The sequence below is a fragment of the Kolteria novifilia genome (assembly GCA_007748055.1).
Classification (GTDB): domain Bacteria; phylum Planctomycetota; class Planctomycetia; order Kolteriales; family Kolteriaceae; genus Kolteria; species Kolteria novifilia.
Map to the genome: position 1 here is coordinate 1,269,018 of CP036279.1, position 26,762 is coordinate 1,295,779.

At 60.0% G+C, this 26,762-nt stretch carries 16 protein-coding genes and 1 pseudogene; 3 read left to right on the forward strand and 14 right to left on the reverse strand.

The window, feature by feature from the left end; translation table 11 throughout:
- Positions 1-24 precede the first annotated feature (24 nt).
- The 7 genes from Pan216_RS04645 to Pan216_RS04675 all read right to left on the reverse strand — a co-directional run bounded on the left by Pan216_RS04645 (position 25) and on the right by Pan216_RS04675 (position 10,590).
- On the reverse strand, positions 25-738 hold the full coding sequence (locus Pan216_RS04645; RefSeq protein ID WP_145255494.1) for a hypothetical protein: 714 nt from the start codon (positions 736-738) through the stop codon (positions 25-27).
- A gap of 43 nt (positions 739-781) precedes the next feature.
- Entirely contained in the window at positions 782-1,381 is a 600-nt protein-coding gene (locus tag Pan216_RS04650; RefSeq protein WP_145255497.1) for a DUF6931 family protein, read from the reverse strand.
- Between the two features lie 292 nt (positions 1,382-1,673).
- Positions 1,674-3,944, reverse strand: a complete 2,271-nt coding sequence (locus tag Pan216_RS04655) for a type VI secretion system Vgr family protein (protein WP_419193258.1) — start codon at positions 3,942-3,944, stop codon at positions 1,674-1,676.
- A gap of 342 nt (positions 3,945-4,286) precedes the next feature.
- Positions 4,287-6,512: a type VI secretion system Vgr family protein gene (locus tag Pan216_RS04660; protein ID WP_419193259.1), complete on the reverse strand. Its 2,226-nt coding sequence runs from the start codon at positions 6,510-6,512 to the stop codon at positions 4,287-4,289.
- A 540-nt stretch (positions 6,513-7,052) separates the two neighbouring features.
- On the reverse strand, positions 7,053-9,236 hold the full coding sequence (locus Pan216_RS04665) for a type VI secretion system Vgr family protein (RefSeq protein ID WP_145255506.1): 2,184 nt from the start codon (positions 9,234-9,236) through the stop codon (positions 7,053-7,055).
- Between the two features lie 215 nt (positions 9,237-9,451).
- On the reverse strand, positions 9,452-10,150 hold the full coding sequence (locus Pan216_RS04670) for an IS630 family transposase (protein ID WP_145254028.1): 699 nt from the start codon (positions 10,148-10,150) through the stop codon (positions 9,452-9,454).
- The gene (locus tag Pan216_RS04675) at positions 10,147-10,590 is read right to left on the reverse strand and encodes a helix-turn-helix domain-containing protein (protein ID WP_145254025.1); all 444 of its coding nucleotides are present in this window, start codon (positions 10,588-10,590) and stop codon (positions 10,147-10,149) included. The genes Pan216_RS04670 and Pan216_RS04675 overlap by 4 nt, the downstream gene beginning before the upstream one ends.
- Before the next feature lie 1,154 nt (positions 10,591-11,744).
- On the opposite strand from Pan216_RS04675, the gene Pan216_RS04680 reads away from it, so the two are divergent.
- Entirely contained in the window at positions 11,745-14,033 is a 2,289-nt protein-coding gene (locus tag Pan216_RS04680; protein ID WP_145255509.1) for a serine/threonine protein kinase, read from the forward strand.
- A 373-nt stretch (positions 14,034-14,406) separates the two neighbouring features.
- Here Pan216_RS04680 and Pan216_RS04685 read toward each other — a convergent pair whose 3' ends face one another.
- The 4 genes from Pan216_RS04685 to Pan216_RS04700 are packed head-to-tail and all read right to left on the reverse strand — an operon-like array spanning position 14,407 to position 21,254.
- On the reverse strand, positions 14,407-15,840 hold the full coding sequence (locus Pan216_RS04685) for a DUF1501 domain-containing protein (RefSeq protein WP_145255512.1): 1,434 nt from the start codon (positions 15,838-15,840) through the stop codon (positions 14,407-14,409).
- 8 nt (positions 15,841-15,848) lie between these two features.
- Positions 15,849-19,055 carry a DUF1549 domain-containing protein gene (locus Pan216_RS04690; protein WP_145255515.1) on the reverse strand — a complete coding sequence of 1,069 codons (3,207 nt, stop codon included), beginning with the start codon at positions 19,053-19,055 and terminating at the stop codon, positions 15,849-15,851.
- A 20-nt stretch (positions 19,056-19,075) separates the two neighbouring features.
- Positions 19,076-20,731, reverse strand: coding sequence for a FecR family protein (locus Pan216_RS04695; RefSeq protein WP_419193260.1), 1,656 nt, complete (start codon positions 20,729-20,731; stop codon positions 19,076-19,078).
- A complete protein-coding gene (locus Pan216_RS04700) occupies positions 20,724-21,254 on the reverse strand; it encodes a sigma-70 family RNA polymerase sigma factor (RefSeq protein ID WP_419193261.1) in 531 nt (176 codons plus the stop codon). Before Pan216_RS04700 ends, Pan216_RS04695 begins: the two co-directional genes overlap by 8 nt.
- 508 nt (positions 21,255-21,762) lie before the next feature.
- On the opposite strand from Pan216_RS04700, the gene Pan216_RS04705 reads away from it, so the two are divergent.
- Positions 21,763-22,299 (forward strand): DUF6444 domain-containing protein, encoded by a 537-nt coding sequence (locus tag Pan216_RS04705; protein WP_419193652.1) that lies wholly within the window; start codon positions 21,763-21,765, stop codon positions 22,297-22,299.
- Positions 22,181-22,864: pseudogene (locus Pan216_RS04710) on the forward strand (IS66 family transposase); the annotation flags it as partial. The gene Pan216_RS04705 and the pseudogene Pan216_RS04710, both read left to right, overlap by 119 nt.
- A gap of 1,061 nt (positions 22,865-23,925) precedes the next feature.
- Here the strand turns inward: Pan216_RS04710 and Pan216_RS04715 are convergent.
- The 3 genes from Pan216_RS04715 to Pan216_RS04725 form a co-directional block, all read right to left on the reverse strand.
- Entirely contained in the window at positions 23,926-24,498 is a 573-nt protein-coding gene (locus Pan216_RS04715) for an IS66 family transposase (protein ID WP_419193262.1), read from the reverse strand.
- On the reverse strand, positions 24,438-24,905 hold the full coding sequence (locus tag Pan216_RS28060; protein ID WP_419193263.1) for a hypothetical protein: 468 nt from the start codon (positions 24,903-24,905) through the stop codon (positions 24,438-24,440). Before Pan216_RS28060 ends, Pan216_RS04715 begins: the two co-directional genes overlap by 61 nt.
- Positions 24,906-25,166: 261 nt before the next feature.
- On the reverse strand, positions 25,167-26,690 hold the full coding sequence (locus tag Pan216_RS04725) for a sulfatase family protein (protein ID WP_145255534.1): 1,524 nt from the start codon (positions 26,688-26,690) through the stop codon (positions 25,167-25,169).
- Between the last annotated feature and the right edge of the window lie 72 nt (positions 26,691-26,762).

Consider the following 26,762-nt stretch of genomic DNA (forward strand, 5'->3'; position numbering starts at 1 on the left):
GGAAGCGATTCGATCTACCGGTTGCTAAGTTCGCCGAATGACTGACGAGATCCACTTCATGAACGAGCGTTCGGGATCGGGCTTCGCATCGGCGGTACCGTCGGGTTGGGTGTTGGCCCATTCCGAGAACGAACCACTCGTCGCGTCCCTCGGCTGCGGGGCTCCGGTGTCGGGGCTTTGGTCCCGATCGTGATCGCGCGCGGATTCGTCGCTCGGCGCGACGGCCAGATGCTGCGAACTCGCCCACGTGGGCCGCTGACTCGACGGGGTCGACACGGCAGGGGCGAGTTCCCGCTCGATCTGCTCGGCCGACAACCAGTTCGAGTAGGCCCAATCGACGAACTCGGCATCGCCCGGTTCCTCGTGCTCCAACGCCGGGGCATCCTTCGGCTTCAAGCCAAACGCCAACCAGTTCTCCGACTTGACCCATGGTTCGATCTGCGCCTTGGTAATATCCTTGGGAAGCTTATCTTCCCTCGCGAGCGCGGAGAGTTTCTTGAGTTCCTCCATTTGCTTGAGCGCGTCTCGCCCTTCCTCGGACTCCCGCAACTTCTCGACGGCCGTCGGATCCAGGTCGGGAATCTCGGCTTTCTTAAGGCCATCGACCATGTTGTCGATCATCTTGTCCAATTCGCCCGTCGCGTCGGCCAACTGATCCGGCCTCAGCATCCGCGACATTGCGATTTTCATCTTCTCGATGCGCTCGATGGTGTCGATGTAGTTTTGAAGAGAGTCCATGGCATCTTCCGCTAATTGATCCGACTCGTGTCTCTACTCGTAATCACTCGTGTTCGACTCCGGTGGTCGGCTTCTTCCATACGATCTTGCCTTGCGAGACATCGAGTCCGATCTTGATGAATCGTCGCTGGACGAGATCGACCTCCTCCCCTTCGAGAGTGGCGAGGTTGACCGCGGAGATCGCTCCCTCTTTCCTGAATTCCCGCTTGAGCGAGATAAGCGGTTCGGGGAGCGGCATGCTCGGAAATCCGGCGGCCCGAGCAAGCATCACCGGCGCCGAAATGGTGCCGACAATCCGGGTCAAGCGATGAACATACTCCCGGTGGAGTTCGGTCGGTTCGACGACCCAGCGGAACGTCGCCGAGAAGGCTTTGCGGTCCCTTTCGTTCATCGATGCCGGAGGAGTAACGTCCGCGATACAGCAGCATCCCCACCAAATCGAATGGCGGACCGGCAACGCGTGGCCGATGAATTCGAGAGCGTCCTCCAGCAGTTGGGCGTGGAGAAGCTGTTCGATCAACTCGCCACAGCTCTGGCCTTCCTTCACCATCGCCACCGCCGGTGGACTCAGCTTCGTGAACTCGCGTTCGGTCAACTCGGAGGCGGAGACGTAGTGGTCAATCGCCGGTTCAAGATCTTTCAACTTGGCGTCCTTTCTCCACAATCCGCCGAGCGGTGGGAGCCCGGTTGCGAACGGGCCTCCGGAATACTCTCGACAACCCTCGACGACTCCACACGTTGATCGTGCCTCTCCGCGCTGATCCGGGTCGCGATGGCTCGTACTCGTCTTGGTCCGCGTCGTTCACCAGCCCATGACGACCGCCTCCGGAGCGGGACGAGTCGTCCGCGAATGGTGCTCCACGGAACGTGCCGATCGAACGTATCGCGGCGCGAGCAACTCTCGTGGACGACGACTCGACCCTTCGTGCTCGCGATCACTGTTGGTAACTGGCTCCCTGAGCGGCGTGGGCGCCCGCGACGGTGTTCTGGTCGAGTGTCAGCGATTCATGCTGCTGTCGATAGAACGACGCTATCATTTTGCGCTGGAGATGACTTTTGCAGTCGCTCACGAACTTACTTTCCGCACATAGGGCACCATAGCTGACATTGCCGTTGGCTGTCTCTGTGCTAGTGATGCAGCAAGCAACGCCGTTGAAGTTCTTCACATCGTACGCCGTGACGTTGAGTTCGAGGTCACACGCCGCGACGGTTACATCCAACTTGCCCGACGCCACCCACCCCAAGGGAAGATGCACCCCAACCGACGCTCCATGGGCGAACAGAGCATTGCCCGCGACGCTGGTAAGGCTCGAAGGAAGCATGGCGACGGTAGGCATGAGAAACTGACACAGGACGGGACGCTCGGCTTCAAGACATGCCGTTCCATGCACGGTGATGTTGGAATCTCCACCAACGCTCAACTTCGAGTCTCCCTTCACCATTAGTCGATAGTTGCCGTCACCTGCCGACTCGGTGCCGCCCATCACCTCGTCGACCTCCATCGCTCCATCGCCACCCGCTTCGGCGGAGGAAGATCCGTCGGTAGACGTCGAACCCACCTGAAGGACGAGATTGCCACCGGTGGCAATCTCATGGTTCCGCTCCGTCGATGTCGCCATGTCACCATCGGTGTGCCAGCTTACTTCCTCCGCTCCGCGACGCGTACGGAAAGAAAGGTGATTCCTCCTCTCCGGTGAGCGATGCCGAGATGGCCGCCAGATACCTTCCGTCTCGTGCATCGCCTCTCTGGCCACGGGGGGAAGGTGGGAGGCATTGTAAACGCTGCCGATAGCGACCGGCCGATCGGGATCGCCACGCAGGAACGTGACGATGACTTCTTCGCCGCGACGAGGTAGTTCGACGACTCCTTGGCCACGACCAGCCAAGGGCTGCGCGACACGTAGCCAGCACGACTCGGGATCCTCCCGACGGTCGAAGCGAAGGGCAACTTTCACGCGCGCGTCATCGGTGGTTGTGGACGAGACGTCGGCGACGTCGACGACCGCGGCGGTCATCACCCCACGAATCCGCGGCCGTGGGCGAGAGACGGTCATTCGGTAGGGAAGATCCCTGGGGATCGCTCGAAACCGGCAGCGGTAGGGCTTGGCGCTCCGATCGTCGTCAGCTTCAAACGGCAGCCGAACGCGGTGGTCGACTTCGGTGACGAAGTATTCGCCTGAGTGGCCTCCGGCTTGCGTGAGCCGAAACAAATAGCCGGGACGCAGCGAGGCGCAGTCACTGACTCCTTTCGCCTCGAGGGCTCGGGCGCACTCTCGTTCGATATCGATCTTGGCGTGCCGTTGGACTTGGTCCTCCATGCCGACGAGACCTTCCGGACGTGGACCGCCACCCTTTCCCAACCCCATGAATCGATGGGCGACCTCTTCATGAGTGGTGACCTCACAAGATCCCATGATGGACTGACCGAAGATCGCCTCTTCAGATCCGAGTCCAATAGACGCCGGGGCCGAGGCGTCCGCGGTGAGCATCGCCGCGGACTTCTCACAATGGTAGTCCAACACCCTGGCTTTTCCGGGGACCAGCGACTGCTGAACCTCCCACGACATGATCGAGGGACGATCCGGCCGGCTCCCCAAGAGAAGATCATCGCAAGAGGGGAGTAGAGGAGCGAGCCGCGACGATTCCGCGACAACCAGTTCCGTCTTGCCCTCGCGATGATCGAAGTAGCAATAGCAACCTTCCTCGGAGAGCAATCGCTGAACGTAGTGCCATGGAGATTCCGCGTAGCGCACGGAGAACTCGCGCGGGGGACGTGGGCCGACCTGATCGACGCGACAAGAAAACCCAGCGAACTCGGCGGCAATAATCTGCTGGAGCGTCCGCTCTTGATGGACTCGGTATCCTGCTTGGGCGTGCTCCGACAGTAGATAGTGCCTGGGAACGAGAGTCGCTTCGAAGCACTCGTTCACAGAGGTCCGACCGACACGAGCCACTTTCGAAACGAGTCCCTGAAGACGCTTCGGCGGCTGCCCGGAAACGTCGAGGGTGATCGTGACGTGGGTGGCGAGCATTTCCTCGATGTCGACGTTCCGATCTCGCGCGGCATGAAGTTCCAAGCGGTAGAGAAAGCACTCCCCGATCCGTTCGCGGCCACGAACACCGTGGAGTCGCAGACCCGCGATGGGCGATTCGATCTCGAGGGCGACATGAGGTCGGCGAAGCGACTTCTGATCAGTGGTGGCCACCGGTAAATCTCCTGTGAGAGTGATCGTACCAACAGGTCGGCCAGCTTCGATGTGTCGCTCGACCGATCCTACCTCGGAACCACCGTGCCGCGCCCATCGCCGGCCTCGGGGCGGCTCACCGCCAACCTCTTACCTTTGCCCGACCAACAGCCATTGCCACCCGGCATCTTCACCGATGCGCCCACCTCTGTTCGCCTCGGCCTTCGCCGCAAGCTTTCCGTCTCACCTTTGAACGCCCCTTCGACAGCCCGTTGAACTTGACTGTCAGAGAAGGCGATGGCTTTCGCTGTTCGCATCGGCGCCGACGATCGACGTCATGCCGAGGCCGCTCCGCCAGTTCGTCTACTCATGAACGCTGCTTCCGAACACGAGGTTGCAGGTGCTCGCCTCTTGCGTGGCGACCGCGACTCGCTGTCGTTGTTGACCGATTGTGTTCGAACAGTCTTCAGTGACGTCGAATTCAAACCTTCCATTGATATTGCACCTGACGATTCCGTTCTCAAACTCGATGACATGCACCAGCATGTCCACGTACGCATGCGTGAACCTCGGTCCCCCATGCGTACTCCGTATCATCGCGGCAACTTGCAAGTATTGGATCGAAGAGATACCGCACACGATCTGTAGGGAACCGAGCGGGAGGCATACACGTGTGGACAGGACGTCGATCTGCGTCCAAGAGGCCCCCGCGACCGTCAATGACGAGTTCGTCAAGACGACGGGACCATAGCCAATCCATTCCGTCATCCCATCCACGCGAAGCGTGAAGTAGCCGGAGATGTAGCTGCGAAGTGGTCCGAGGACATCCTTATCGAATGATCCGGAGACATCGACGCTGTACTGGGGAGCACCGTCGTCTCCTTCGGTGACAGCACCGGTTTGATTCGGTTCGCGAGAGATGCCGGACAGGTCGCCGACGACGATGCTACAATCATTCCCGGTCTCGAGGAGGCAGTCGTTGCGTGACGTCCATGCCATGTCCCTGATCGCCGCGAGATACGATGTTCCTTCCATCGAAGCATCATCGATCAACCAGTGGCTGACGCTCTCGCTGGTCCCACCCTGGGAACGGACGGCGATGGAACTATGGTCGCGGTGGCGGCGACGGTCACCGGCGGGCATCCGCCCGTCATTGTAGAGAGAGGCGACAACGAGAGGACGATCGGGGTCGCCATCCTCGAAGGCCACCACGACTTCGTCCCCTTGCCGAGGAAGCCAAGCGTGCCCAAACTGGGTCCCGGCAGAGGGCTGCAGCACGCGAATCCAACTCGACATCCCCTCGGGCCGTTCGTCCCAATGAAATCGAACCAAGACCGAACCATGCTCGTTGTTGGTTACGTCGTGTTGGGGCATGCCGACCACCGTTGCCGTCTCCACCCCAGGAACGAAAGGTACCGGCTCGCGAGTCGGGGCCCGATAGGGAAGATCGATCGGCAGGCACTCGAAGTCACAGCGATAGACGGACGCCCGATGCCGCAGTCCCGCCAGCGGAGCCGCCGCCTCGACTCGCTGCTTGATCGACGTCACGAAGTAGCGTCCCACTCTACCATCGGCATCGCGGATCTCGACCGCGTGGCCGGGCCGCAGCGTCGCGCAATCGGTTCGCCCTCTCGCCAGAAACCCTTGGGCCGTTCGCTGCTGTAACCGCACATCGACGCGACGTCGCGCTTCGGCGTCAAGGTCGTCCTCGGCAGCCTCACCCAAGGCACCACTAAACCCGAACCGCGTGAATCGCTGAGACAAAAACTCGGCCGTCCCGACACTCGCTTCGTTCATGCACGGAACATCGAGCCGTACGGGCCGAGTACCACCCTGGATAACTGAGCGGAACTCCGCCTCGGCGTCGACATCGAGCGAAAACCGCTCCGAGTCTCGGTCCACGATGCCACACTTGTAAGGCACCAACCGTTGCCTCTCCTTCCAACGCAGCAGCCTGGGGACGCCGGGCTGTCCCCGCTCGGAAAGGCTTGTCGCGAGGGGGGCCTTCGGGGAAGAGTCGGCGAGACAAACCGTGACGCGGTCTCCCTTCGAAAGGAAGTAATAGTACGCTCCCTCCTCGGTGAGTCGGCGCTCTAGGTGGGACCAATCGCTTTCATCGTATTGCACGGCGAGATGGTAGGGATAGCTCCCCTCCTCGAAGTCGATCGTCGAGTCGAAGCCGCGCAGGCACTCGCCGACAATCCCCGCGAGGTTTGTCGCCTGAAAGAGCCGGCATCGCCGATTGCGCGACAGAGGATAGACGTTGGGCGACAGCGTCAAACCATAGAGAACATGTTCTTCCGACATCCCTCCGGCGGCCTCGAAGGTCCGATCGTGAAGCGAGACGCGCACGGACGAGATGATTCCCCCGATCGTTCGCGGCTCTTGCCCCTCGACGGCGATTTCCACGGTGAGGTCCTCACCAAGGAGGGACCGTATCCGCCCTTCGGCATCCCGTGGCGCACACGCCTCGAGTTCGTACTCGTACAACGCCGACACTCGCTCTCCGCCTCGGAGGGACAAGACCGTCAGTTCCTGGTCGCCTCCACGCGAACGCGCGGTGAGCGTCAGCCGTGTTTCCGAAGACAATAGTCCGACCTCCCAGGGTGACACACTTCGGCGTCATGCGACTTGCGAAGGAACTACCGACAACATCGTTGGACGCGCGATGACCCAAGTCCCCTTCCTTGAACGACACAGGTCATTGGTCGCCCCAACAACCCCTCTTACGATAAACCCTTGACCGAAGTCAGTTCTTCCGATCAATCTCCGCGTCGAGCAATGCTCGCGAACGTCGCGACAAGTCGACGCCTTCACTCGCGATCCTCTCCTTTTAGCCTCGACCAACATTCTTCGCTACCACCTTGGTTTGCTTGAACCTACGGGCTGTTGGATCGAGTTCCTAGGATTCGTCTGAAGAGTAGATCGTCGGTCCGAGGCTCAGCGAGTTGGTGCGGGACGAGAATGGAAGCCAAGACCGCCAAGGTCTTGGCGTCCATGACTCAATGGCGAATCCGCTGGATAGGACAAGGGCGCCAAGCTGCCTTGTAAGGCTGGGCCTGTTGCAACCCGACAAAGTCCCGCGCCGACGTAGCTGGCCGAAGCCAGAGCCGACTTTTGAGACGGAGCTTAGTTGTGATAGACGGCCCCTCTGTTTCTTGTCAAATTCTTCGCCGCGATACACAGCGTCGACAACCAGATGCGAGAGCAATCCTGAGCTGTCTCTGAGAGCCAGTGACGGTGGACTTGCCGGTAGAATCCCGTCCTGACTTCCGACCAGGTGAGTTCTTCATTGGTCTTCACGCAACGGTAGGGAAAGTACCGGAAGCTGATGTAGCTGCAGTCCCATGAGGCGAGGGTCACTCTCAAGGTGTAGAAGAACTGGCCAAGGATGACTTCGATTCGGGCACCGCCGAGTACCAAACGCGTGTCCAAACCATGGACGTAGGTGACGACCGGGCTGACCAAGACCGCGGGGCAAGCCATGGCAAAGGTGACGGTCTGGTATCCGTAGAGGAAGGCCACTCCCTTCGTCAACACGTTCAAGTTGCCCGCGATGGAGACATGCCGGTCTCCGGCGATCGTTTCGAGCGCCTCCCCCGCGACATTGATCTTGAAGTGACCCTGCCCGCTACCGGAGTCCCCATCGGATGCGGGGATTTCGGTGTCGTCGACGTCGTAGCCAATCTTGAGCGACAGATTGCCGCCAGCGCCGAGTTGGAGATCTCCATCGGATGTGATCCGCGCGTCCCGCGCCGAGGCCAGCGTCACCTTCTCCCGTCCGGCGGCGTTGTCGAAGGTGAAGCGACTGGTCTCCTGTCGCGTTCCCCCTTGTGATCGGACCCAGTATCCCTGCACGTGGCGGTGGGTTTCCCGACTCTCCGGCGGCAGACGGCTCGCGCTGTAGAGGGATCCCAAGACGAGCGGCCGCTCCGGGTGTCCCTCCTCGAAGGCAACGACCACCTCGTGACCCGCTCGTGGAAGAAAGAAGTCACCGATCCCTCCGCCCGCGCGTGCCTGGCGATGACGAATCCATGGTGAGTGTATGCCCAGCTCCTTGTCCCAAGGAAACCGGACCTTGACCGAACCAAGGTCGTCGCAGGAGATCTCTTGTGAATCGAAGGTCACAACGTCGCCCGTCGCGACGCCGCGGCAGCGTGGCCGATCGACCTTGGGACGTGGTCTCCAAGGAAGCGTGGCCGGCCGGCAGGTGAACTTGCAGGTGTACGCGCGAGCCTTCCAGCCGTCGGATCCCTCAAGCACGACTCTTGCTCCGTGCTTGATCGACATGATGACGTAACGCCCCGAGTCGGCCCCGGCATCGCTCAACTGGAACCCATAGCCGGGCCGCATGCCGGAGAAGTTCGTCCGCGCCCGCGCCCTGATCGCTCGCCCCACTTCCTGCTCGAGGCGGAATCGCGCCTGCCTCTCCTTCTCCGAGAGCAATCCGTCGAGCCCGCCACCATCCTGTCGACCTTGGCGATCGACGGCTCGGTATCGCTGCGCGAAGGATTCTCGCGCCTCGAGCGTGCATTCGTCAAGCGCTCCGTAGCGCAAGCTCGTCTGTCGGCAGCCGGCCATGATCCTTGGAGTCGCCTCCGCGGTGAACGATAGGTCGGCTTGGGGTGATTCATGGTGATAGTCGTCGTTTCGCACCTTCCACGGAGTGATCTCCTGAGACGATTTCCATTTCCACACATGAGGCTCGACACCCTGAAGACGCGACGGGAGCTCGTCGACGCCGGACACCAGCGGGGCGTGGAGCCAGTTGTCGGCGAACACGAGTCGGCAACGGCCGCCCTCGTCGGCGAAGTAGTAGTGGCACCCTTCCTGGCGGGCGAGTCGCGCGAGGTGACTCCAGCTACTCTCGGCATACTTCACCGTGTAGTCCTGGGCGAGATGCTCTTCGCGAAACTCGCAACGGTAGGGGTACTCTTTCAGGTATGCCTCGAAGACCTGCTCGAGACTCACCTCGGAGAACGCACGATAGCCAACATCGACATCGAGCAAGGCCACCGAGGGAACAAGGCGCGCTTCATAAAAGACGTATCGTGGATTGGATCCGACGCGCGCAATCTCCGAGACGATTCCGGAGATTCTGCGTGGGGACTGTTCGTCGACGACGACGGTGACCGTGACCTCTCGCCCAAGGATGCTCTCGAAACGGAGCTCTTGACCAGACGGCATGCATAGATCGAGAGTGTAGTCGAAGAGTTCCGAGACCGCTTCACGCCCCTCAAAGCCATAGAGGCGAAGAGCGCCGCAGTCGGCTGGCAGATCGATATCGAGCTTCAATGAGCAGGTGTCGGCCATGGCGACCTGTCCCCACGAAATGGATTCTTGATTTGCCCAAGAACACTAGGCTCCGTCTCAAAACTCGGCTCTGGCTTCGACTCGCTGCATCGGCACGGGACTTTGTCGAGCTGCATCGACGAATCCCGCGGATTCGCCTGCTTCGCCCTCCTCGACCCGCACCGATTGGCTGAGCCTCGGGCCGACGACCTACTTTTGAAACGAAGCCTAGTGCATCATCCATTCTTAATTTTTGGGTAGAGTCGGGCCAGTTTGGTGCGTGCTTCGTCGATTTGTAGTTGCCAGTCGACGCCGCGCTGCTTCTGGTTGGTCTGATCGGACCAAGCCCCGATTTCGTCTCGTAATTCGTCGAGTTCGCCGACGCGTCGACCGGTCAGACACTGTCGTGTCATCGCGCTCAGTTCGCATTCGGCGACGTTTAGCCAGCTCCCATGCTTCGGAGTGTAGACGAACGTGATTCGCTTGACATAGGCACGTGCCACGGCAGGCTCAAACAACTCGTAGAACGCTCCCTTGGTGTGGGTGTTTAGGTTGTCGAGAACCAGCGTCACTTGCTGGCAATCGGCGTAGCGAGTGTCGAGCAGTTGCGCGACCTCTTGCGCCCAATCAACCTTGGTGCGTTGCGACCTGGCCGTCGCTTGGCGAAAACCTGAAAGCGGCTCGCTGAACATGAAGATGCTCGCCGTTCCGTTTCGTTCATACTCGTAGTCGACTCGCTTGGGATGGTCCTTGGCAGCTTCAATCGGCTGCCTTGTTTCTTTGATCAGCTGGACCGGTTGCTCGTCCATGCAAATGACCGGATGGTCTGCATCGTAGGGTCTTTCATAGGTTTCGAGGACTTCCTCCATGCAAGCGACGAACTCAGCGTCGTTCTCGGGGGGGATCACCCAATAGTCGATCATACGCTTGGTCATGCGATTTTTTTTAGCGTCTTGCGAACGGTCTCGGGACAAATGGATTCCACTACCTCTAGTTTAACCAATTGATCGGCAAGCAGTTGCAGCGTCCACTTGCCGTATCCCTTGGGCGGCTCTCCCAGACGCATGGCGATTAGTCTTGCTTCGGCCTGCCCGTCGAGCTTCGGCGGAGTCGGTGGCTTCTCGCGTCTCATTCCATCCAATGCCAACGCAAAACTCTCGGTGACTAGGCGTTTGCGTAGATTCTCAACGGTCTGGACACGACAACCAAAAGCCTCGGCAATTCTCTCATCCGTCCACGCCGGACCGTTGGCGTCTGTCTTCAAGAGCATTTGTGCCCGTCGAACCTTCTGGGAGGAGCCTTTGAGCTTCTTGATGACCGCGTGACAAGTTGCGCGTTCCTCTTCCGTGAGGCGAACGATGTACTTCTTGTTCATTGGGAAACCTCCGTGCTTTCCAGGAAGCAGCAAGTTTCCTCGAACAGAAGCAATCAACCAACCCGAAATCCTAGGATAGATGAACCACTAGCAACCCGTTGATCTATTCGCTGCCGGCTACCTCGGCGTCGAAGTCGCGCGACGAGTCCGCGGACTCGCCTGCCTCTTCTTCTTACTCCTGACGAGAATCGCTCGTCCTCGGCGTACCCGGCCTACACCAACGGCCTGCCAACTCCGGCGGAGCCGTGGTAATCGTAGCTTCAGCCGAACGACCGAGCAAGCATCAATAGGTATGGGCGAATCACCCGTTTGAGATTGGGAACCACCGTGTTGACTCGCGGTCGATGTTCACGCCTCTCCACGGTAACTAACGTTCCTTCCCCAGTCATGGCGCGGTTTCCTTCATATAAGCGCCAACGCTTTCAATGAGGTCCTCGGCACGCCGTTGTTCCGTGTGAGTCAAGCCGCAGACGAATGAGCTCGGTGATGATCACGATGACGTACCGTGGTCCAACCCGAGATCTCACCTAGCGCGTGGGCGTCGGGTTCCGAGTCATGGCACGACTCCTCGGGGCCTTCAGTTCTCGTCATGCAAAGGGGAGCATTCCGCGATGAAGTTGTCGAAAGACACTTGCTCGCCGCGAACGCACCCATCGTCGTCGATCCGACCTTTCATCGCGTTCCCGATGACACTCACGTCGATCCACTCTCATGGAAATTGCTTGCTCGCCTTCCCAGCAGGCGTTTGAATGAAGGACGTGAACACGACCACGTCAACGTTCGACACTTGCTAGCAGGATGTTCCATGCAACGAAACCGGGGGAAGCCTAGCAGTCCGTTGATTCAAGCGGGCCAAGGCGAGAACGAGCATTGTTGACCAAGACCGAGTTTCCCAGGCGCAGAGACTAGTGTGGAAGGCAGTTCGAAGCCAGCAGGGAATAGATCAACGCGCTGCTAGGAGTGTCGGTCGGGATCGAGGGAGAAGAGTCGCAGGCGAGTCCGTGGGTTCGTCGAGGAGTCCACGACACCGAGATCGGCCAAGGGGACCATATGTAGCTGGCAGCGAATAGATCGACAGACTGCTAGGCGTCAGTGTCGCGACATGGCGTCAGCGAGTCCAGTACCGCCAGACTCTCACGTTGGACAAGTGCCTCATGGGCGACTTCGACATTCTGTACCTGTTGCATCTCTTGCGGGAATATCCAGACGCCGGGGAAGCAATTGTCAACGTCGTTGCCACCAGCATGTACCCAAGCAACGAGTTCTCTCCCTCCTTGCCGGAACACTTGATCGACGCTCATCTCTTCGATCGAGGACAAGTCCTTGTCCAACTCGAGAAAGTCCATGCCGACCTTCGGGAAGCCCAGTGGGACTCCCGACGGTTGATCGCCGATTCCATGGATTCACTGGACCCCAGCCATCGCCAATTGCTCTGGGAGAAGTTGCCGTTTCTCGCCTGGTGCACCGACCCATCGCTGCATTTCCAACTCTCGGAGCCAACCCCCTTCGCCATCGGAGGACTCGGCCTTCTTTGGAAAGCCGTCGAGCATCCGACGGGCCGCACCGTGCTGGTGAAGCAGATCAGGCCGGAGATGCTCGGCGAGCCGAGTTCCGTTCAGCGGTTCGTCGACGAGGGTTGTGTCGCCGCACGGCTCGAGCATCCCAACATCGTGCCGATCTATCGAGTGCCAACCCAGAAAGACGGATATCCTCCGTACTACGTCATGCGTTGGATCCAGGGGCGGACGCTCGGTAGCGAGATCATGACCCTGCGGTCCGAGAAAGTGACCGACGAACAATGGCTCGACGGTGTTCGCACGCTCACCCAACATCTCGTACGTGTTTGCGACGCCGTCATGTATGCACATTCCCAGGGAATTCTTCATCGCGATCTGAAACCCGAGAATATCATGATTGGCGACTTCGGAGAAACCCACCTCCTCGACTGGGGTCTGGTCAAGCGACTGGACACCGCGTCGTCGCTCACCGAATCCACCACGCCCGGAAGCGACCAGCGCTCCTACCACACGGTTCAGGGATCACGAATCGGCTCGCCCGCTTGGATGTCGCCCGAACAGGCAAGTGGCGTCGGCGACATCGACGAACGCACCGACATCTTCGGATTGGGAGGCACCCTCTTTAGCATCTTGACTGGCCGACCGCCCAATGCCACCGACAGCAAGGCGACGATTCGACAAGTCATTGGCACGGCCATCAACGCCCCAACCCCACGCCCCTCGGCCTTCGAGAAACGAACGCCACAAGGACTGGAGGCGATCTGCGTCGCGGCGATGCAAAAAAAGAGAAGCGATCGCTACCAGCAGGTCGACCAACTCATCTCCGACCTCAATGCGTGGCTAGACGGGGATCCGATCTCGGTCTATCGGGAGCCGATCGCTCGACGCCTCGCTCGATATTCGACGCTACACCCGACGTTCAGCGCTCTCGTCTCGGGCAGCTTCCTTACCCTCTTCGTGACCCTTCTGCTCTTGGCGATCTTCATCGTCAGTCTCGGCAACACCATCAGTCGAGTCACCATGTCGTTCGTCGTGAGCCGACGTGTCTCCCAAAGCAACATGGTTCGCGACCGAATGAACGACTTCTCGAAACAGGTCGCCTTTCTGATGGAACTCGATGACATCAAGGAGGTCTTCTTCGAAGCCAAGCCTGGCGAGAGCCACGCGAGCGATCTCTCCTCGATTCGTCGCTTCGTCGAAGCCCAGCCTGCGTGCCGAGAGCTGAATCTGGTGGTGAATGACGCGGGAAAGGGGTTTCAATCACTGTGGCGCTTTCGACGTATTGGCGATCATGTCGCCGTGAGTGAAAGCCTACCCCTCGCATCGAGGCCGGACTGGGTCTACGAAGCGAGAAGCCTCCGGGCACGCGCGGATCCTCAGCCCATACTGTTTCATCACCGTCAGACCGATGAGAAGACGGGAGCCCGCGTCGCGAACGTCAAGGTGCTCGCCCTCGTGCGGACCGCGGACCGATTCATCGGCTACCTCGTCGTGGACGTCGATCTCTCGAAGCTATTGAACTTTGACACGCGCCCATTTGGAACGGTCGGCGTCACCACGTTGGATGGCGATGTCATCTTCTGGCAACAACCTAGCCCCATCAACCCGGATGCGCCCGACAAGCTGCTGAAACTCATGCCCAACGCGTTCGACGACCTGCGGACGACGGGAGAGTTCGACTGTCAGACCCTAAGACTGCCAAACAGCTCCGCTCTCTGGCAATGGCAAGTGTGTGGCCATCTCGTGGACTACACCTTCTCGAATGAGAAAGGTCGCCTTTGCATTATCGATATCATTGACTGGAAGCTCTTCTCCGAGTCATCCCACTTCCTCAACTCGGCGTTCATCAGCGTCGCCGCCGTCACGGCCTCGACGATCCTTCTGTCACTACTCTTGTCGAGGTTGCTGAAGTCACTCATCGCCTAGCGGTCCGTCGATTTAAGCGGGCCAAGGCGAGAACGAGCGATGTTGACCAAGATCAAGGAGAAGAAACGCAGGCGAATCCGTGGACTCGTCGCGTTTCTTTGACGCGGACATTGATCAAAAGGGCCGTTCGTGGCCGGCAGCGAATAGATCGACGGGCTGTTGGCAGTCCTGACTGGTCAATTCATTGACTAAGAGAATCGTGGGTGCCGCGCCCACGCTCGCCGCAGGCTTTGGAGGACACGCTCGCGTGGGCATGCGGAACACGGACTCTGATTCAGCACACTCCCGCACGATTGGGGAATGACGTGTCATCGAACACACGTGTTGATGAGAACGGTCACAAACCGATGCTGAGCATCCGCGAAGTGCGATCCTATCCCGTCACCAGCTTCGGCTGGAACGAGCCTTCATTGATCGTGGGACGCTCCGGTCGACCGTTGTAGCTGTAGGAGAGCTTCAGCCGATCGAGCCCCAAGAGATGGAGGATCGACGCGTGAAGATCGTGGACGTGCATGCGATCCTCGATCGCCCGGAGCCCCAGTTCGTCGGTGGCGCCGATGGTTTGACCGCCCTTCACGCCACCGCCGGCCATCCACATCGTGAACCCGGTCGGGTTGTGGTCGCGACCATTGCCCTTCTCGGACATGGGCGTTCGCCCGAACTCGCCACCCCAGACAACCAGAGTGTCTTCCAACAGGCCCCGTTGCTTCAAGTCCTTGAGGAGACCGGCGACCGGACGATCCATGGATCGACAGAGCTTCGAGTGATTCCCTTCAATCCCCGTGTGAGCGTCCCATTTGCTACCGGACCCATGATACAACTGGATGAAGCGGACGCCGCGTTCGACAAGTCGACGCGAGAGGAGGCACAAACGGCCAAACGAAGCGGTCTCCTTCTGGTCGATCCCGTAGAGACTCTGGGTCGCTTTGGTTTCCTTGCCGAGATCGACCGCCTCGGGAGCTTCGGCTTGCATGCGGAACGCCAACTCGTAGCTCGCGATTCGCGCATCGAGTTCACTCTGTTCGGGATGCTGTTGGGCGAAGCGTTGATCGAGCGACCGAAGAAACGACAACTTCCCACGTTGTCGAAGGTTGCTGACCCCTTCGGGATTGTTCAGATTGGGAATCGGCTGCTTGCCCTCCTGCAACCGAGTTCCCTGGTAGAGCGCCGGCATGAACCCCGCCCCCCAGTTGCGGGGACCATTGACCACTTGCGAACGGTTGTCCTGCATGACGACAAATGAGGGTAGGTTTTCGTTCTCCGACCCGAGTCCGTACGACACCCAACTGCCGAGGGATGGACGGCCACCAACGATGGAGCAGGTGTTCATCTGGCAGACGCCGAGCGAGTGGCTAATCCCGTCGGCCCAACAGGACCGGATGACCGCGATGTCATCCAGGCACGTTGCAATCTCTGGAATCCAATCGGATGCCCAAGTGCCCGCTTCGCCATGCTGCTTCCAAGTCCGCTTCGAGGCCAGCAACGGAGACCGCGATTCCCCCATCGCGGTGATAATCTCCCCAAAACTGTCCGGGAGCGCCTTCCCGGCGAGCTCGTTCAGCTTGGGCTTCGGGTCGAACAGATCGATATGACTCGGGCCACCCTCCATGAACAGAAAGATGACGTTCTTCGCCGTCGGGCGGTGATGGGGAACCAGTCCGGCGGCGGTGGTGAACTGTTCGTGTCCAGGCGTTTGTTCAGCCTGAGCGAGAAGATTGCTCAGCGCGACCGCGCCGAATCCGCAGCCGCTTCGAACAAGAAACTCCCGGCGCGTACGCGGAATGTCAACGTGAGGCAGTCGAGACATGTCACTCCCTATTGGACGTAGAGAAACTCGTTGGAGTTCAGAAGCATGTGGCACAGATCGACGAACGCCGCGGCGCGCGGGTCGTCCGCGCTCTCTTCGACGTGCCGATACGTGATATCGTGCCGGTTTGGCGAGCTGTCTTGGAACATCCCTGGCACGGGATCGAACTGCCAGTACCCCAAGGTCTTCTTGGTGGTTCCCTCTCGCGAAAGAAGGAGTTCGGGGACGTTGAGCGCGGCCGAGGAAAGACGGATGTCATCGATGAGACCATCGAAATAGCTGGGACTCTTGCCCGCCATCCGACCGAAGGTGACGGGAAGATCGTTGGGGCGAAGTTGGACGATCTGGTGACTCATCACCACGTGGTTGAGCGGTTCTTCCGCGTTCGATAGATCCTTGAGATAGAAGTCGATCGTGCCGGCTCGCTCGCCGGAGAGATGAACGCTGGCCGCGGCGTAGTAGGGCGTGTTGAGCTCGATATGCTGGTCGGAAAAGACGATCGAGTCGCCCACGCTATTGTCACTTCTCTTGCCGTGCATGCGCAAGACGAGCGTCTGCGGCTTGCGTCGCGACCCTTGTCCCGTCACGCCGAACACCCAGCCCGGTTCCGGCACCCGGCCATTCCACTTCGCGACCAAGGTGCGGACCGATCCCGTGTCATACACCGACTGAATCTGAAAGAAGGTTTCGATCGTGAAGTTCTCCAGGCCCAACCGCTTGTCACTGGCGACATAGAGCGGTGGCGGATCGTCCGGATTGACGACTACCGCCTGTCCTTGCCGGTAGGCCATCTGAGCCGTGGCCAGCTCCGGAGCCGGCGCCGTAGCGGCTTGCTCGGCCAGAAGCGCCGACTGCCGATCGAGGAATGCCTTCGCGAGCAGGGCTTCATCGTCGGTCATGGTTCGGCCGAACACGATCTCCCACGCTCGGCGAACCGACGCGTCCTCTTTCAGATCTTCCGACACCGGACCAGCCTCGCGAATGGCCCTCGCCGACAGGTGCTCGGCAAACCGCAGCATCTGCTGGTTGTTGAACAGACGCAGCGACTGGATCGGCGACGTCGTGATATCTCGCGAGGCGGTGCTGGTGATGAACTGCGGGAGATCGAACGTGGCCAAGAATGGATCTCGGGCATTTCTGGTTGTCCGTAGGTAGACCGATCGACGTGGCTGGTCGGAGCGAACTCCAGGACCTCCCGTGCGAAGGTCGAGTCTCCCCGTCACCGCCAAAATCGAGTCGCGTATCTGTTCGGCGTCGAGCCGACGGGTGCCGCCCCGCCAGTAGTGCTTGTTGTCGGGATCGATCGCGGTCATCGCGTCATGGCGCGGGTGACAAGACGACTGGCGATAGGTGGCCGACAGGAGCATGAGGCGATGAAGGTCTTTCAGTCGCCAACCACCGTCGACAAAGCGTCGCGCCATCCAATCGAGCAAGTCAGGATGCGTCGGCGTCCCACCGAGGCGACCAAAATCGTTGGCGTTCGCCGCCAACCCTCGGCTGAAGTGATACTGCCAAACACGATTGACGATGACCCGCGTCGACAACGGATTGTCCTCTCGGGTCAGCCACTTCGCCAACGAACTCCGCCGACCCGTCGACACCTCACTCGCGTAGGGAGAACTTGCGGGAGCCGGCTCATCGAGCAACGCCAAGAACCCGGGCTCGCACTTGGTGCGTTTCTTCGGAATGACCGTTTCGGGTGCCGTCGGACCGACATCAACGGCGACCCGCGCGACGGGCAACGACGCTGGTTTCAGCTTGTTGAACTTGGCCAGATCGCGGCGAAGAGCGAGGATCTTCTCTTTGTCCTCCGGGGAGAACTTCGAATCGATTCGCTTGTAGTCGTGCTCCACCTGGTGCCACGCGAGCATCGCGATCTGCTGCTCCCGAGGCGTTCGCTCCGCGGCGGGCTTGTTGACCATCGCTTGGATCTCCTTCGGAAAGGCCTTGACCACCGCCTCGGCTTTCCGTCGGTAGGGAGCTTCCAACTCCGCCAACTTCTCGCGAATCTCTCGCGTCGCTTCTTCCCACTTGGCCAACTTCTTTCGATGCTCCTCGATCTGGTCCGACGTGGCCGCCGTGCGACTGGTGGGAAAACGTAGCGGTTCGAAGAAGGCTCGGAGTTGGAAGTAGTCCTTCTGCAAGACTGGGTCGAACTTGTGATCGTGGCAGCGGGCACACTGCAAGCCCACCCCCAAGAAGACATTGCTCACCGTGTCGGTCACTTCGTTGAGCATGTTGTCCCAATTGCGCGTCACATCCCGCTGATTCCATTCGAAAATGCCATGAGTGAGAAACCCGGTGGCGATCAGGGCGTCGACGTCGTCCGGAAAGAGTTCATCGCCGGCGATCTGTTCCAAGACAAAGCGGTCGTACGGCTTGTCGTCGTTGAATGACCGGATGACGTAGTCGCGATAGCGCCAGGCGTTCGGCCGATAGTGATCCGCGCGAAAACCGTCGGAGTCGGCGTAGCGAACGACGTCCAGCCAGTGCCGCGCCCAGCGTTCGCCGTAGCGTGGACTCTCGAGAAGTCGGTCGACGAGTCGCTCGTAGGCGTCGAGGCGCCGATCGAGGACGAACGCGCGCACTTCTTCCGGCGTTGGGGGAAGGCCGTGCAAGTCGAAGGTGAGCCGCCGGATGAGGGTTTCCCGATCCGCGGGCGGCGCGGGCTCTAGGCCTTCCTTGGTCATCGCGGCGAGAATGAAGCGGTCGATCTCATTCCGGCTCCAGTCCGGCGTTCTCTCGGCGGGGACCTTCACCTCGCGGAGTGGCTGGATCGCCCACCAGGCACGATCCTCGTCGGTGAACGTGGGACCGTGGGCTTTGCGCACCGGGGCGGTCTCGTCGGCGCCCGGCCAGGGAGCCCCCATCAAGATCCACTTTTCGAGCACCGCGATCTGATCCGGCTTCAGCTTTCCAGTCGGAGGCATCTCGTACGACTCGTAGCGGACGGCCTCGATCAACAGGCTCTCGTCCGGCTTGCCGGGAACGATCGAGACGCCCGACTCGCCGCCATGCACCATCGCCTGGTGTGAGTCGAGACGCAGGTCTCCCTTCTGTTCCTTCTCGCCGTGACAGGACCAACAATGCTCCGCGAGCAACGGGCGAACTTCCTTCTCGAAGAACGCCATCGTCTCCGGGGAGACGTCACCGGCATCCGCCGTGGAGACGATCAGCAGAGCGACGGGGACAAGAGTCGTGAGGTGCTTTCGCATGGGTCTCTCGGAATGACGGGTTAATCGACAGGCGGAAGGCCGACGATCACAACGGGATCGAGCCGATCGTGATCATCAACCGCGTCCTGCAGGAAGAGTCCAGTGATCGCTTCGCCGCGCGGAATGTCCATGTCGTCCAAGTCGATCCCCACGCCGAAGACGCGCGACGGAATTCGGTGGACGATCGGCGTGGGCCCAAACAGCGGAATCGGAGAGCCGTCCTCGGCGTGGTCTGGGCTCGAGTGGAGCAGGCGACACCCTGACAGAACCTGCGCATCCGCGGAATGCCCATCGATGTCGTAACTCTCGACCGTGATCGCGCGGGCCCCCGGAGCATCCGTTTCGGGATAGAGGTGAAAGACATCACCATCGAGGGAGTGAGCGATCGACTGTGCGTCGAAGAGCACGATGTCGGGCCCCGGGCCGTTGATGACGGGCCGCTCGAAGACCAGGTTCATCCCCGGAGTCCCCTCGGCGCCAAGGACAATCGCATCGTCGCGAAGGCGCTTCTCACCACCGGGATTGATGAAACCGGAGACGAACGAGAGGTTCATCGGGCCAAAGCGGTTGAATTCGTCGGCGGGCGCGTCGGCGGGCACGATCCCATGAACCGAACCGGAGCTTCCCTTCGCGGAGAAGTGATTGACGTTTGCGAGGATGAAGTCTCCTTCGCGATACGTCAATCGTCTACCGCCTCGCTGGACATCGAGCGACAGCAGCTTCACCGCTCGCCCCAGGTCGTCCGGGAGCGCCTCGTAGGAAACGAGATGGTCCGGGATTGAGGAAACGTAGGCATTGCCCTTCGTCGCCTCCGCGCCGTCGACGATCTGCTGGTCAACCCCGACGCGAACGCTGTTGTCCTCGAAGAGCGTTCTCTTCTGATTGCTTCCAGGCGAGGAGACTTCGGCTTCGCCATCCACCACCGCGACATTGGATGCACCGTCTTCGGTGACGACCACGGAGAAACGCGTGCCCCGATCGATGACCTCGCTCGTCGGCGTACTGACCTTGAAGCCCTCGGCCCCTTCGGGAGCATAGACCGAGCAGCTACCGAGGTTGACCACGAGCTCATCATCGCTCGCGACCTGGAACACGGCAGGAGCGGCGACAATCGCCTCCGCGCCGGAAGCGAAGACGAGCCGCGTCATGCCATTGAGAAGAATGTAATCCTCGGAGAAGAGCAGATGGGTGCCGATCGACGTCGGTGATCTCGATTCGCGGAAGACGGCATGATAGGCTCCGGCAAAGCGTGCGGACGAGAGCGGCTCTTTCTCCGCGTCCACGGAAGCCGGCCCCCTCTCGGGGCCGATCGACGCTGCCTTGCCGAGACGATTACCCTCGGCCAAGCCTTGCGGGTCGCGTCGCGCGGACACCGCCAAGCCAACGACCAAGAGAAGTCCCATCGCCGCCGACACGCCCCACGCCAGCGTACGTGACGAAAAGGCTACACGCGGGCGAACGCGCGGCAACGCCAACTCGGGAACATCTTCAAAGACTTGCCCAAGCTCGAGAAGGGACGAGTCGAGCCGCATGCACTCCAAGTAGAGTGACTGCCTCTCGGGATGGTCGATTAGGAGTCGTTCCAACGCTTGGAGTTCCGACTTCTCAAGCGGGCACTGCGCCAGCCGACTCAACAGCTTCTCGAATTCTTCGTCGGGCGTGATGTCTTTAGACACTTCGCACCCCCGTTTCGCTACGGAGCGAGACACACTTTCTAAGTCGATGCCGAATACGCCCCATGCGATCATAAAGCGTGTTCATCGCGACCCCCAAGTCCTTCGCGACCGACGAGACGGTGCACCGGTCCCAATAGACTTTCCTGACCAATTGCAAGTCGTTCTTCGGCAGGCTCTTCAGGCATTGCTCAAGGGACCGCAGGTAGACGTTGTGGTCGCTTTGCCGGGCCGGCATTTGCTCGAAGAGTTGCTCGATGAGCTGTTCGGAAAAGTGATGGCGATCACGTGACGACACCCGGAGGAAGTTCTTGACCTCATAGAACGCGATCCCCATGGCCCAAGACAGGAACTCTCGCGACGGATCGTATTGGTCGAACTTGTCCCAGAGAATCATGCTGCAACGTTGGTAGACATCCTCGGCGTCGGCATGGTCCGCCAAGAGAGAATAGATGAAGGCATAAAGCGGCCGACGGTGGATGGTCAGTAAACGAGTGTAGTTCACCTCTCGGGAGTTCTGTTCCATCCGCATGATCCCAGTGCGATCTCCGCCAGGAGGAGTGGGGCCGGCCTCGAGCAGTGTGGTGCGTCGCCGTAAGGTAATCGTACACTTGGGACGGAAATCCCGGCGATCTCGTCCAAATTGGTCAGGAATTTTCTCAAGTTGGCTCCGAATCGAGGCGAAAACGCGGCATAAACCGTCCACGAACGTTCTTGCTGGGGAACCCCAGATTCCCAACAAGAGTCGAGACGGGCGGCAGATTTTGCCGAGGCTATCTCGGCCGCCTGACCAGCCATGGCAACCTGATTGGCAAGCTCGCCAGCGTGCTGTGTCCCTTCGCGGACGGTCCACGCCCCCTCGGCCGCCAGCGGCTGGGACGATCCAACCACTGGTACCAGCCACCAGAATTTCGGCTGCTGGACTAGGGGTAACCGTTCACACCCTGTGAGTTGGTCTTTTCACGAAAGGGAAGTCGTGAGAGAATTCGTTCATGACAGGGAAGTCGAAGATACCTCCTGAACTCGCGGCCCAGATGACGGCGGAGGTGCGTGCCTTCGTCGAGTCGTTGTTGCTGCGAATCGCGGAATTGGAAGAAGCATTTGGCCCTCCCAAGACCCCGCGGAACTCGTCGCTGCCTCCCGGCAGTCAGCATCCGCATGCCAAGACACCACGCAAGGCGCCGCGATCGAAGCGGAAGCGTGGTGGCCAACCAGGTCATAAGAAACACGAACGTTCCTTGGTTCCCACCGAGGAATGCCAGGAAGTCGTGACGCTGCTGCCGAAGACCTGCCGGCGTTGCGACACGCCGCTGACGGGAGAGGACGCCGATCCGTTGCGTCATCAAGTGTGGGAACGCCCGGAAATCAAGCCGATGATCACGGAGTACCGTCGTCACCGACTCGCTTGTCCTTGGGGCCGACGAAACGCCGACCAAACAAGCGGGTCAGAAGGCTTGGTTGTGGACCTTCGTGGCCAGCACCTTCACCCTCTTCACGATGCGTGCCTCGCGGGCAGCCACGGTACTGACCGAACTGCTCGGCGAGACCTTCTCGGGCGTCGTGATGTGTGACCGAGCCAAGATGTACTGGCAGCTTGGCCGCCTGCAGTGGTGTTGGGCTCATCTCAAGCGTGACTTCCAAGCCTTGATCGACAGCAGCGACTGTCAAGTCAAACGCCTGGGTCATGACCTGATGCGACCGACGAAAAGACTCTTTCGCGAATGGGCACGCTGCCGAGACGGAACCATCACACGCCGAACACTCAAACGTCGTCTGGCTCCCGTTCGTCGCGAGATCGAACACTTGCTGCTGCGCGGTCTCTTTAGCGGAAACCCGAAACTGATCGGCATGTGTCGTGAACTCTACGACCATCGCGAATGGCTCTGGACCTTTCTCGACCAAGATGGCGTCGACCCGACCAATAACCTCAGCGAACGTTCGCTACGTCACGCCGTGATCTGGAGGAAGCTCTCGTTCGGCACTCAGAGCGCCGCCGGCAGTCGCTTCGTCGAAACCACACTGACCGTCATCGAAACCTGCCGACAACAATCCCGCGACCTCTTCACCTACCTCACCGACGTCGTCGACGCTCATTTCCGATCGCAACCCTGCCCATCCCTTGTCACCAAACCGTGAACGGTTACGGGCAATTGGCAATATTAACAGGATTCGCACGGAAGCCGACTGGAATCCCTGGGGAAAGAAGCTGTTTGACGCTTTGAAGTCCGGCAAGCTTAAAGGGGTAGCAATTCAGTCGACAGATGGACCACTAGGAAGAACCGTTGAAGTAGGGAGGTGGAAGTACTAGCCGTGAACAGTGAATGTAAGCGACGACTGTCATACGTCGACACTGAGACTACAAAACGAGTCCTTGCAAATTCGGAAGCGGAAGTGCCGGACCTTCTTAAGCTTATCGCAGATGAGCCCGCGACACTTCGCCAGACACGGTACGCTATTCTCGCCGGTGAATACGAGACTATCGCGAGGTGTTCCTATGCCATTGGTTGCTCATTGGGCAAGGTGAAAGAATCGCTGTCGCTGGCTGCTCACGCACATTCGGAAGTATTTAGAATGCGTGGTACGGAACCCGCGTTCCCTGCATGCGAAGTAAGGCCGAAACCGTCTGGGGCGACAGGGGATGCTGAGGGTGACTTCGAGATAAGGAACCTACGGGAAGATCAAGAGGTTGACCATTCATTGACCAATTCATTTAGGGGCTACCGTGCTGTTTGCGAGGCTCTGGTCTCCTGCCAAGACGCTCTAGCAGGCAGCCTCGCAAAGCTGATCTGGGATCCGCCAAATGCGGCCTACATTGGACCCCGTTCTTTCTGTACTCCAAGTGATCAGAGCCTGGCCTACGGGTTGCGTGAGTTGATCCTTGGCGACAAGGTGGCGATGGAAGTGCAGCTGAAGCGGCTCAAGCTTCGTGCGTCAGATGCGCACATTGCTCATCAAGTTAGAATGCTTAGAGGGATTGCGACGAATGACTCCCGCGAGTTCGTCGACGGCTTGTCGGCGTTCTTGGTATGGCATCGAAGGATGGCTTTGGCGAAGCGACATCGTTTGAATCCGGAGTTCTTTATGTGTACTACTGGCCTGGGGTTGTGTAGGCTCGCACTGAGAAGCGCAGTGTGTCATCCTAGCCTCCTTCCGCAAGACAATGAATTCTTACCCGTCAAGCTGATTGAAGGTAACTGTTAAGCGGCTTCGCGGATCGGAAGCGGGAGCGGTTGGTTTGGCATGCGGGAGGTAACGGCGTCGAGGGCGTAGCGGAAGAAGTTCAGGCCATTCTTCTGGCAGGTGCGGACGATCGTTTTGGCCACGGCGAAGGCGTCGGCGCTCCACGCGGCGCGGTTGACGCCACCGTCGGAGCGCGCGGCGGCGACGCTGCGGATGTCGCGTTTGGCCAAGTTGTTCTCGGCGGGAACGGCGGGATCGTCGAGGAAGGTCAGTAGCTCCTCCTTGTGACGGCGCAGCCGATCGTAGATCCGTTGGCAATCGGGATCGCTCGACGAGCGCCACGAACGCTCGTCGAACCGTTCGCGGATCTGATCGGATTCGGACGCGAATTCATCAGGCAATAACTCCTCGCGCCGGCGTGCCAGGGTGATGGCATCTTGGAAGAGGTCGATCAGCGGCTGAATGTTCTTGGCGACCAGCCGGGCGGGCAACTCCTCGCGAAGCTTCGCCAAGTCTCGCAGAAGATGAGTCAGGCAGCGTTGTTTCTTCGCCTCGAGCCTGTGGTAGGCGGCGTAGAAGTCGGTGACCAAGACTCCCGGCAGCGACGAATCTCGGGTTTCGGTTCGGGGATGTCGGTCACGAACTTTTCGTCGCACGTGGCAGTCGCTTCGAGTTCGCCGCCGCAAAGGGGGCAAGCGTCGAGCTCGACTTCGTGAACGATGGCGTTCTCGGTGTCGGGAGGATCGGGACGGGTCGTTCCGCCATGACGGCGAAACTCCTTGCGACGCCCGTCCGGCTTGTTCTGGGGTCGTTTGGGAGTATTCGCTTTGGGACGATACCGCTTGCCCCGACGCGCCAGCTCGGCCTCGAGTTCCCGATTGCGTTCGGTCAACTCGCGGTTGCGTTCGGTCAGTTCACGGTTGCGAGTCATCGACTCGGCAACGAGCCTTTCCAGCGTTTCGATTCGTCGGCGCAGTTCCTCGCGGTCGTCCATCATGCCTAAAGGCTGCCACGTTTCCCAAAACGCGCCAACCCCGGGCTTAACAGTTACGGCCAAACTGCATCAGCTCGAACCGCCTTCGCTGGCACCATCACGCGAGCACTAACCTCCTACCCAGCCAAGCCAACACGCCCGCCGATCAAACCCCGTGAACGCGCATCGTTCAAGGAAGCCCATATTCAGGATATCTACGACCGAACCGTCAGAAAGTTGTCATAGAGAATGACGTGGACGATGTGTTGGTACACACGGCGTCCACTACTCCTTTCCCTCCGGCCCCGGGAACGTCCTAATCGGGCTGTAGCGCTTGTAGGTCTCGAAGATGTCGCCGTTGGGACCGACGCGGGGATCGTCGTTCTTGGTGAGATAGTCGGTCATCTGCTGGCGGAGCTTCTTGAGCGTCGCGGCGTCGGCGGGGTTGCCGGCGAGGTTGTGGAGACACTCGGGGTCGGTGCGGATGTCGAAGAGCTCCTCGGGTGGGCGCTTGGCGACGGCGAGCTCGAAGTAACGGGCGATCTCGGGGTCGTTCCTATGCTCTTTCATGAAGGTGAAGGTGGGGCAGGCGTCGATGTCGTGATAGCCGCCGTCGACGGGGCCGAGCTTGCCGTCCTTCTCGTACTTCTGGGGATCGCCGGCGGGCCAACGCTCGGGCGTGAAGTTGCGGATGTAGAGATAGTCCTTCGAACGAAGTGCCCGCTGCGAATAGCCGAGGTTGTCATAGCGCGACGACGAATGCCGCTCCCGGCCGCTAAAGACGACCTCGCGATCGGGCTCGACGGTCCCTTCCTTATGACTCTCTAACATCGGCAAGAGACTCTTCCCCACCATCGGGAACTTCTTAGGAGGCCCGACATCGGCGGCCGCGAGGATCGTCGCGGTGATGTCGACGAAGCTGACCGGATCGTCGATCGTCCGGCCGGCGGGGATCTTGTCCTTCCACGCGATCGCCAGCGGCATGTGGATGCCGTACTCGTAGACATTGGCTTTCGCGCGGGGGAATGGCATACCGTTGTCACTCGTGACGATGACGAGGGTGTTGTCGAGCTCGCCGGCCTTGTCCAGAGCGTCGAGCATCCTCTGGAGGTGCTGATCGAACCATTCGATTTCGACGTAGTAGTCGAGGATGTCGGATCGGACCTCGGGGCGGTCGGGAAGGAAGCCCGGAACGCGGACCTTGGCGGGGTCTTTGCCTTCGGAGATGCCGGCCCCTTTCTCGTAGGCGCGGTGGGGCTCCTGGCATCCGTACCAGAAGAAAAAGGGCTGATTCTTGTCCCGTTTGCGCAAAAAAGCGTCGAAATTGGACGCATAATCGACGGAACTGATCCCTTTTCGCGCCGGTTTGGACCGTTTTTGATTGAACGCGGGCCCCGCCGGGTTGCGATCGCGGCCGCTCACCTTGAAGTTGCCTGGTCCCCATCCCTTGCCGGTATAGCCAACGAAGTAGCCCGACGATTCCAGTAGCTCTGGAAAGACGACGTACTTAGTCGGGAAGGAACTCGCATGAGTGCCGGCATGCTCGATCTGCCAGGGGTAGCGGCCGGTCAGCAGGGCCGCGCGGGAGGGGCTGCACCCTGGCGAGGGGGCGATGCACGTTGTGAAAAGGACTCCCTCCCTCGCGACGCGGTCGAAGGCCGGGGTCTTGACCACGGGATCACCGTATGCCGAGGCGTGCGGGTAGGATTGATCGTCTGAGATCGCCAGCAGGATGTTGGGTCGGTCGGCGGCGTGGGCCCATCCCGAAACCCCGAAAAACAGCACAATAACCGCAAGTCGTCTGAGCATCGTCAATTCCTCCTGGTGGGATTTTCGGTGCTCGGCGCTCCGGATGCAACCCTTACTCCATGGTTTGGAAAC

What these genes read in the sequence shown, in the direction of transcription:
- Pan216_RS04645 (WP_145255494.1), bottom strand. Translation starts at nt 738, where the DNA reads ATGGACTCTCTTCAAAACTACATCGACACCATCGAGCGCATCGAGAAG.
- Pan216_RS04665 (WP_145255506.1), bottom strand. Translation starts at nt 9,236, where the DNA reads ATGGCCGACACCTGCTCATTGAAGCTCGATATCGATCTGCCAGCCGAC.
- Pan216_RS04670 (WP_145254028.1), bottom strand. Translation starts at nt 10,150, where the DNA reads ATGACCAAGCGTATGATCGACTATTGGGTGATCCCCCCCGAGAACGAC.
- Pan216_RS04675 (WP_145254025.1), bottom strand. Translation starts at nt 10,590, where the DNA reads ATGAACAAGAAGTACATCGTTCGCCTCACGGAAGAGGAACGCGCAACT.
- Pan216_RS04680 (WP_145255509.1), top strand. Translation starts at nt 11,745, where the DNA reads ATGGGCGACTTCGACATTCTGTACCTGTTGCATCTCTTGCGGGAATAT.
- Pan216_RS04685 (WP_145255512.1), bottom strand. Translation starts at nt 15,840, where the DNA reads ATGTCTCGACTGCCTCACGTTGACATTCCGCGTACGCGCCGGGAGTTT.
- Pan216_RS04690 (WP_145255515.1), bottom strand. Translation starts at nt 19,055, where the DNA reads ATGCGAAAGCACCTCACGACTCTTGTCCCCGTCGCTCTGCTGATCGTC.
- Pan216_RS04700 (WP_419193261.1), bottom strand. Translation starts at nt 21,254, where the DNA reads ATGGAACAGAACTCCCGAGAGGTGAACTACACTCGTTTACTGACCATC.
- Pan216_RS04705 (WP_419193652.1), top strand. Translation starts at nt 21,763, where the DNA reads ATGACGGCGGAGGTGCGTGCCTTCGTCGAGTCGTTGTTGCTGCGAATC.
- Pan216_RS28060 (WP_419193263.1), bottom strand. Translation starts at nt 24,905, where the DNA reads ATGATGGACGACCGCGAGGAACTGCGCCGACGAATCGAAACGCTGGAA.
- Pan216_RS04725 (WP_145255534.1), bottom strand. Translation starts at nt 26,690, where the DNA reads ATGCTCAGACGACTTGCGGTTATTGTGCTGTTTTTCGGGGTTTCGGGA.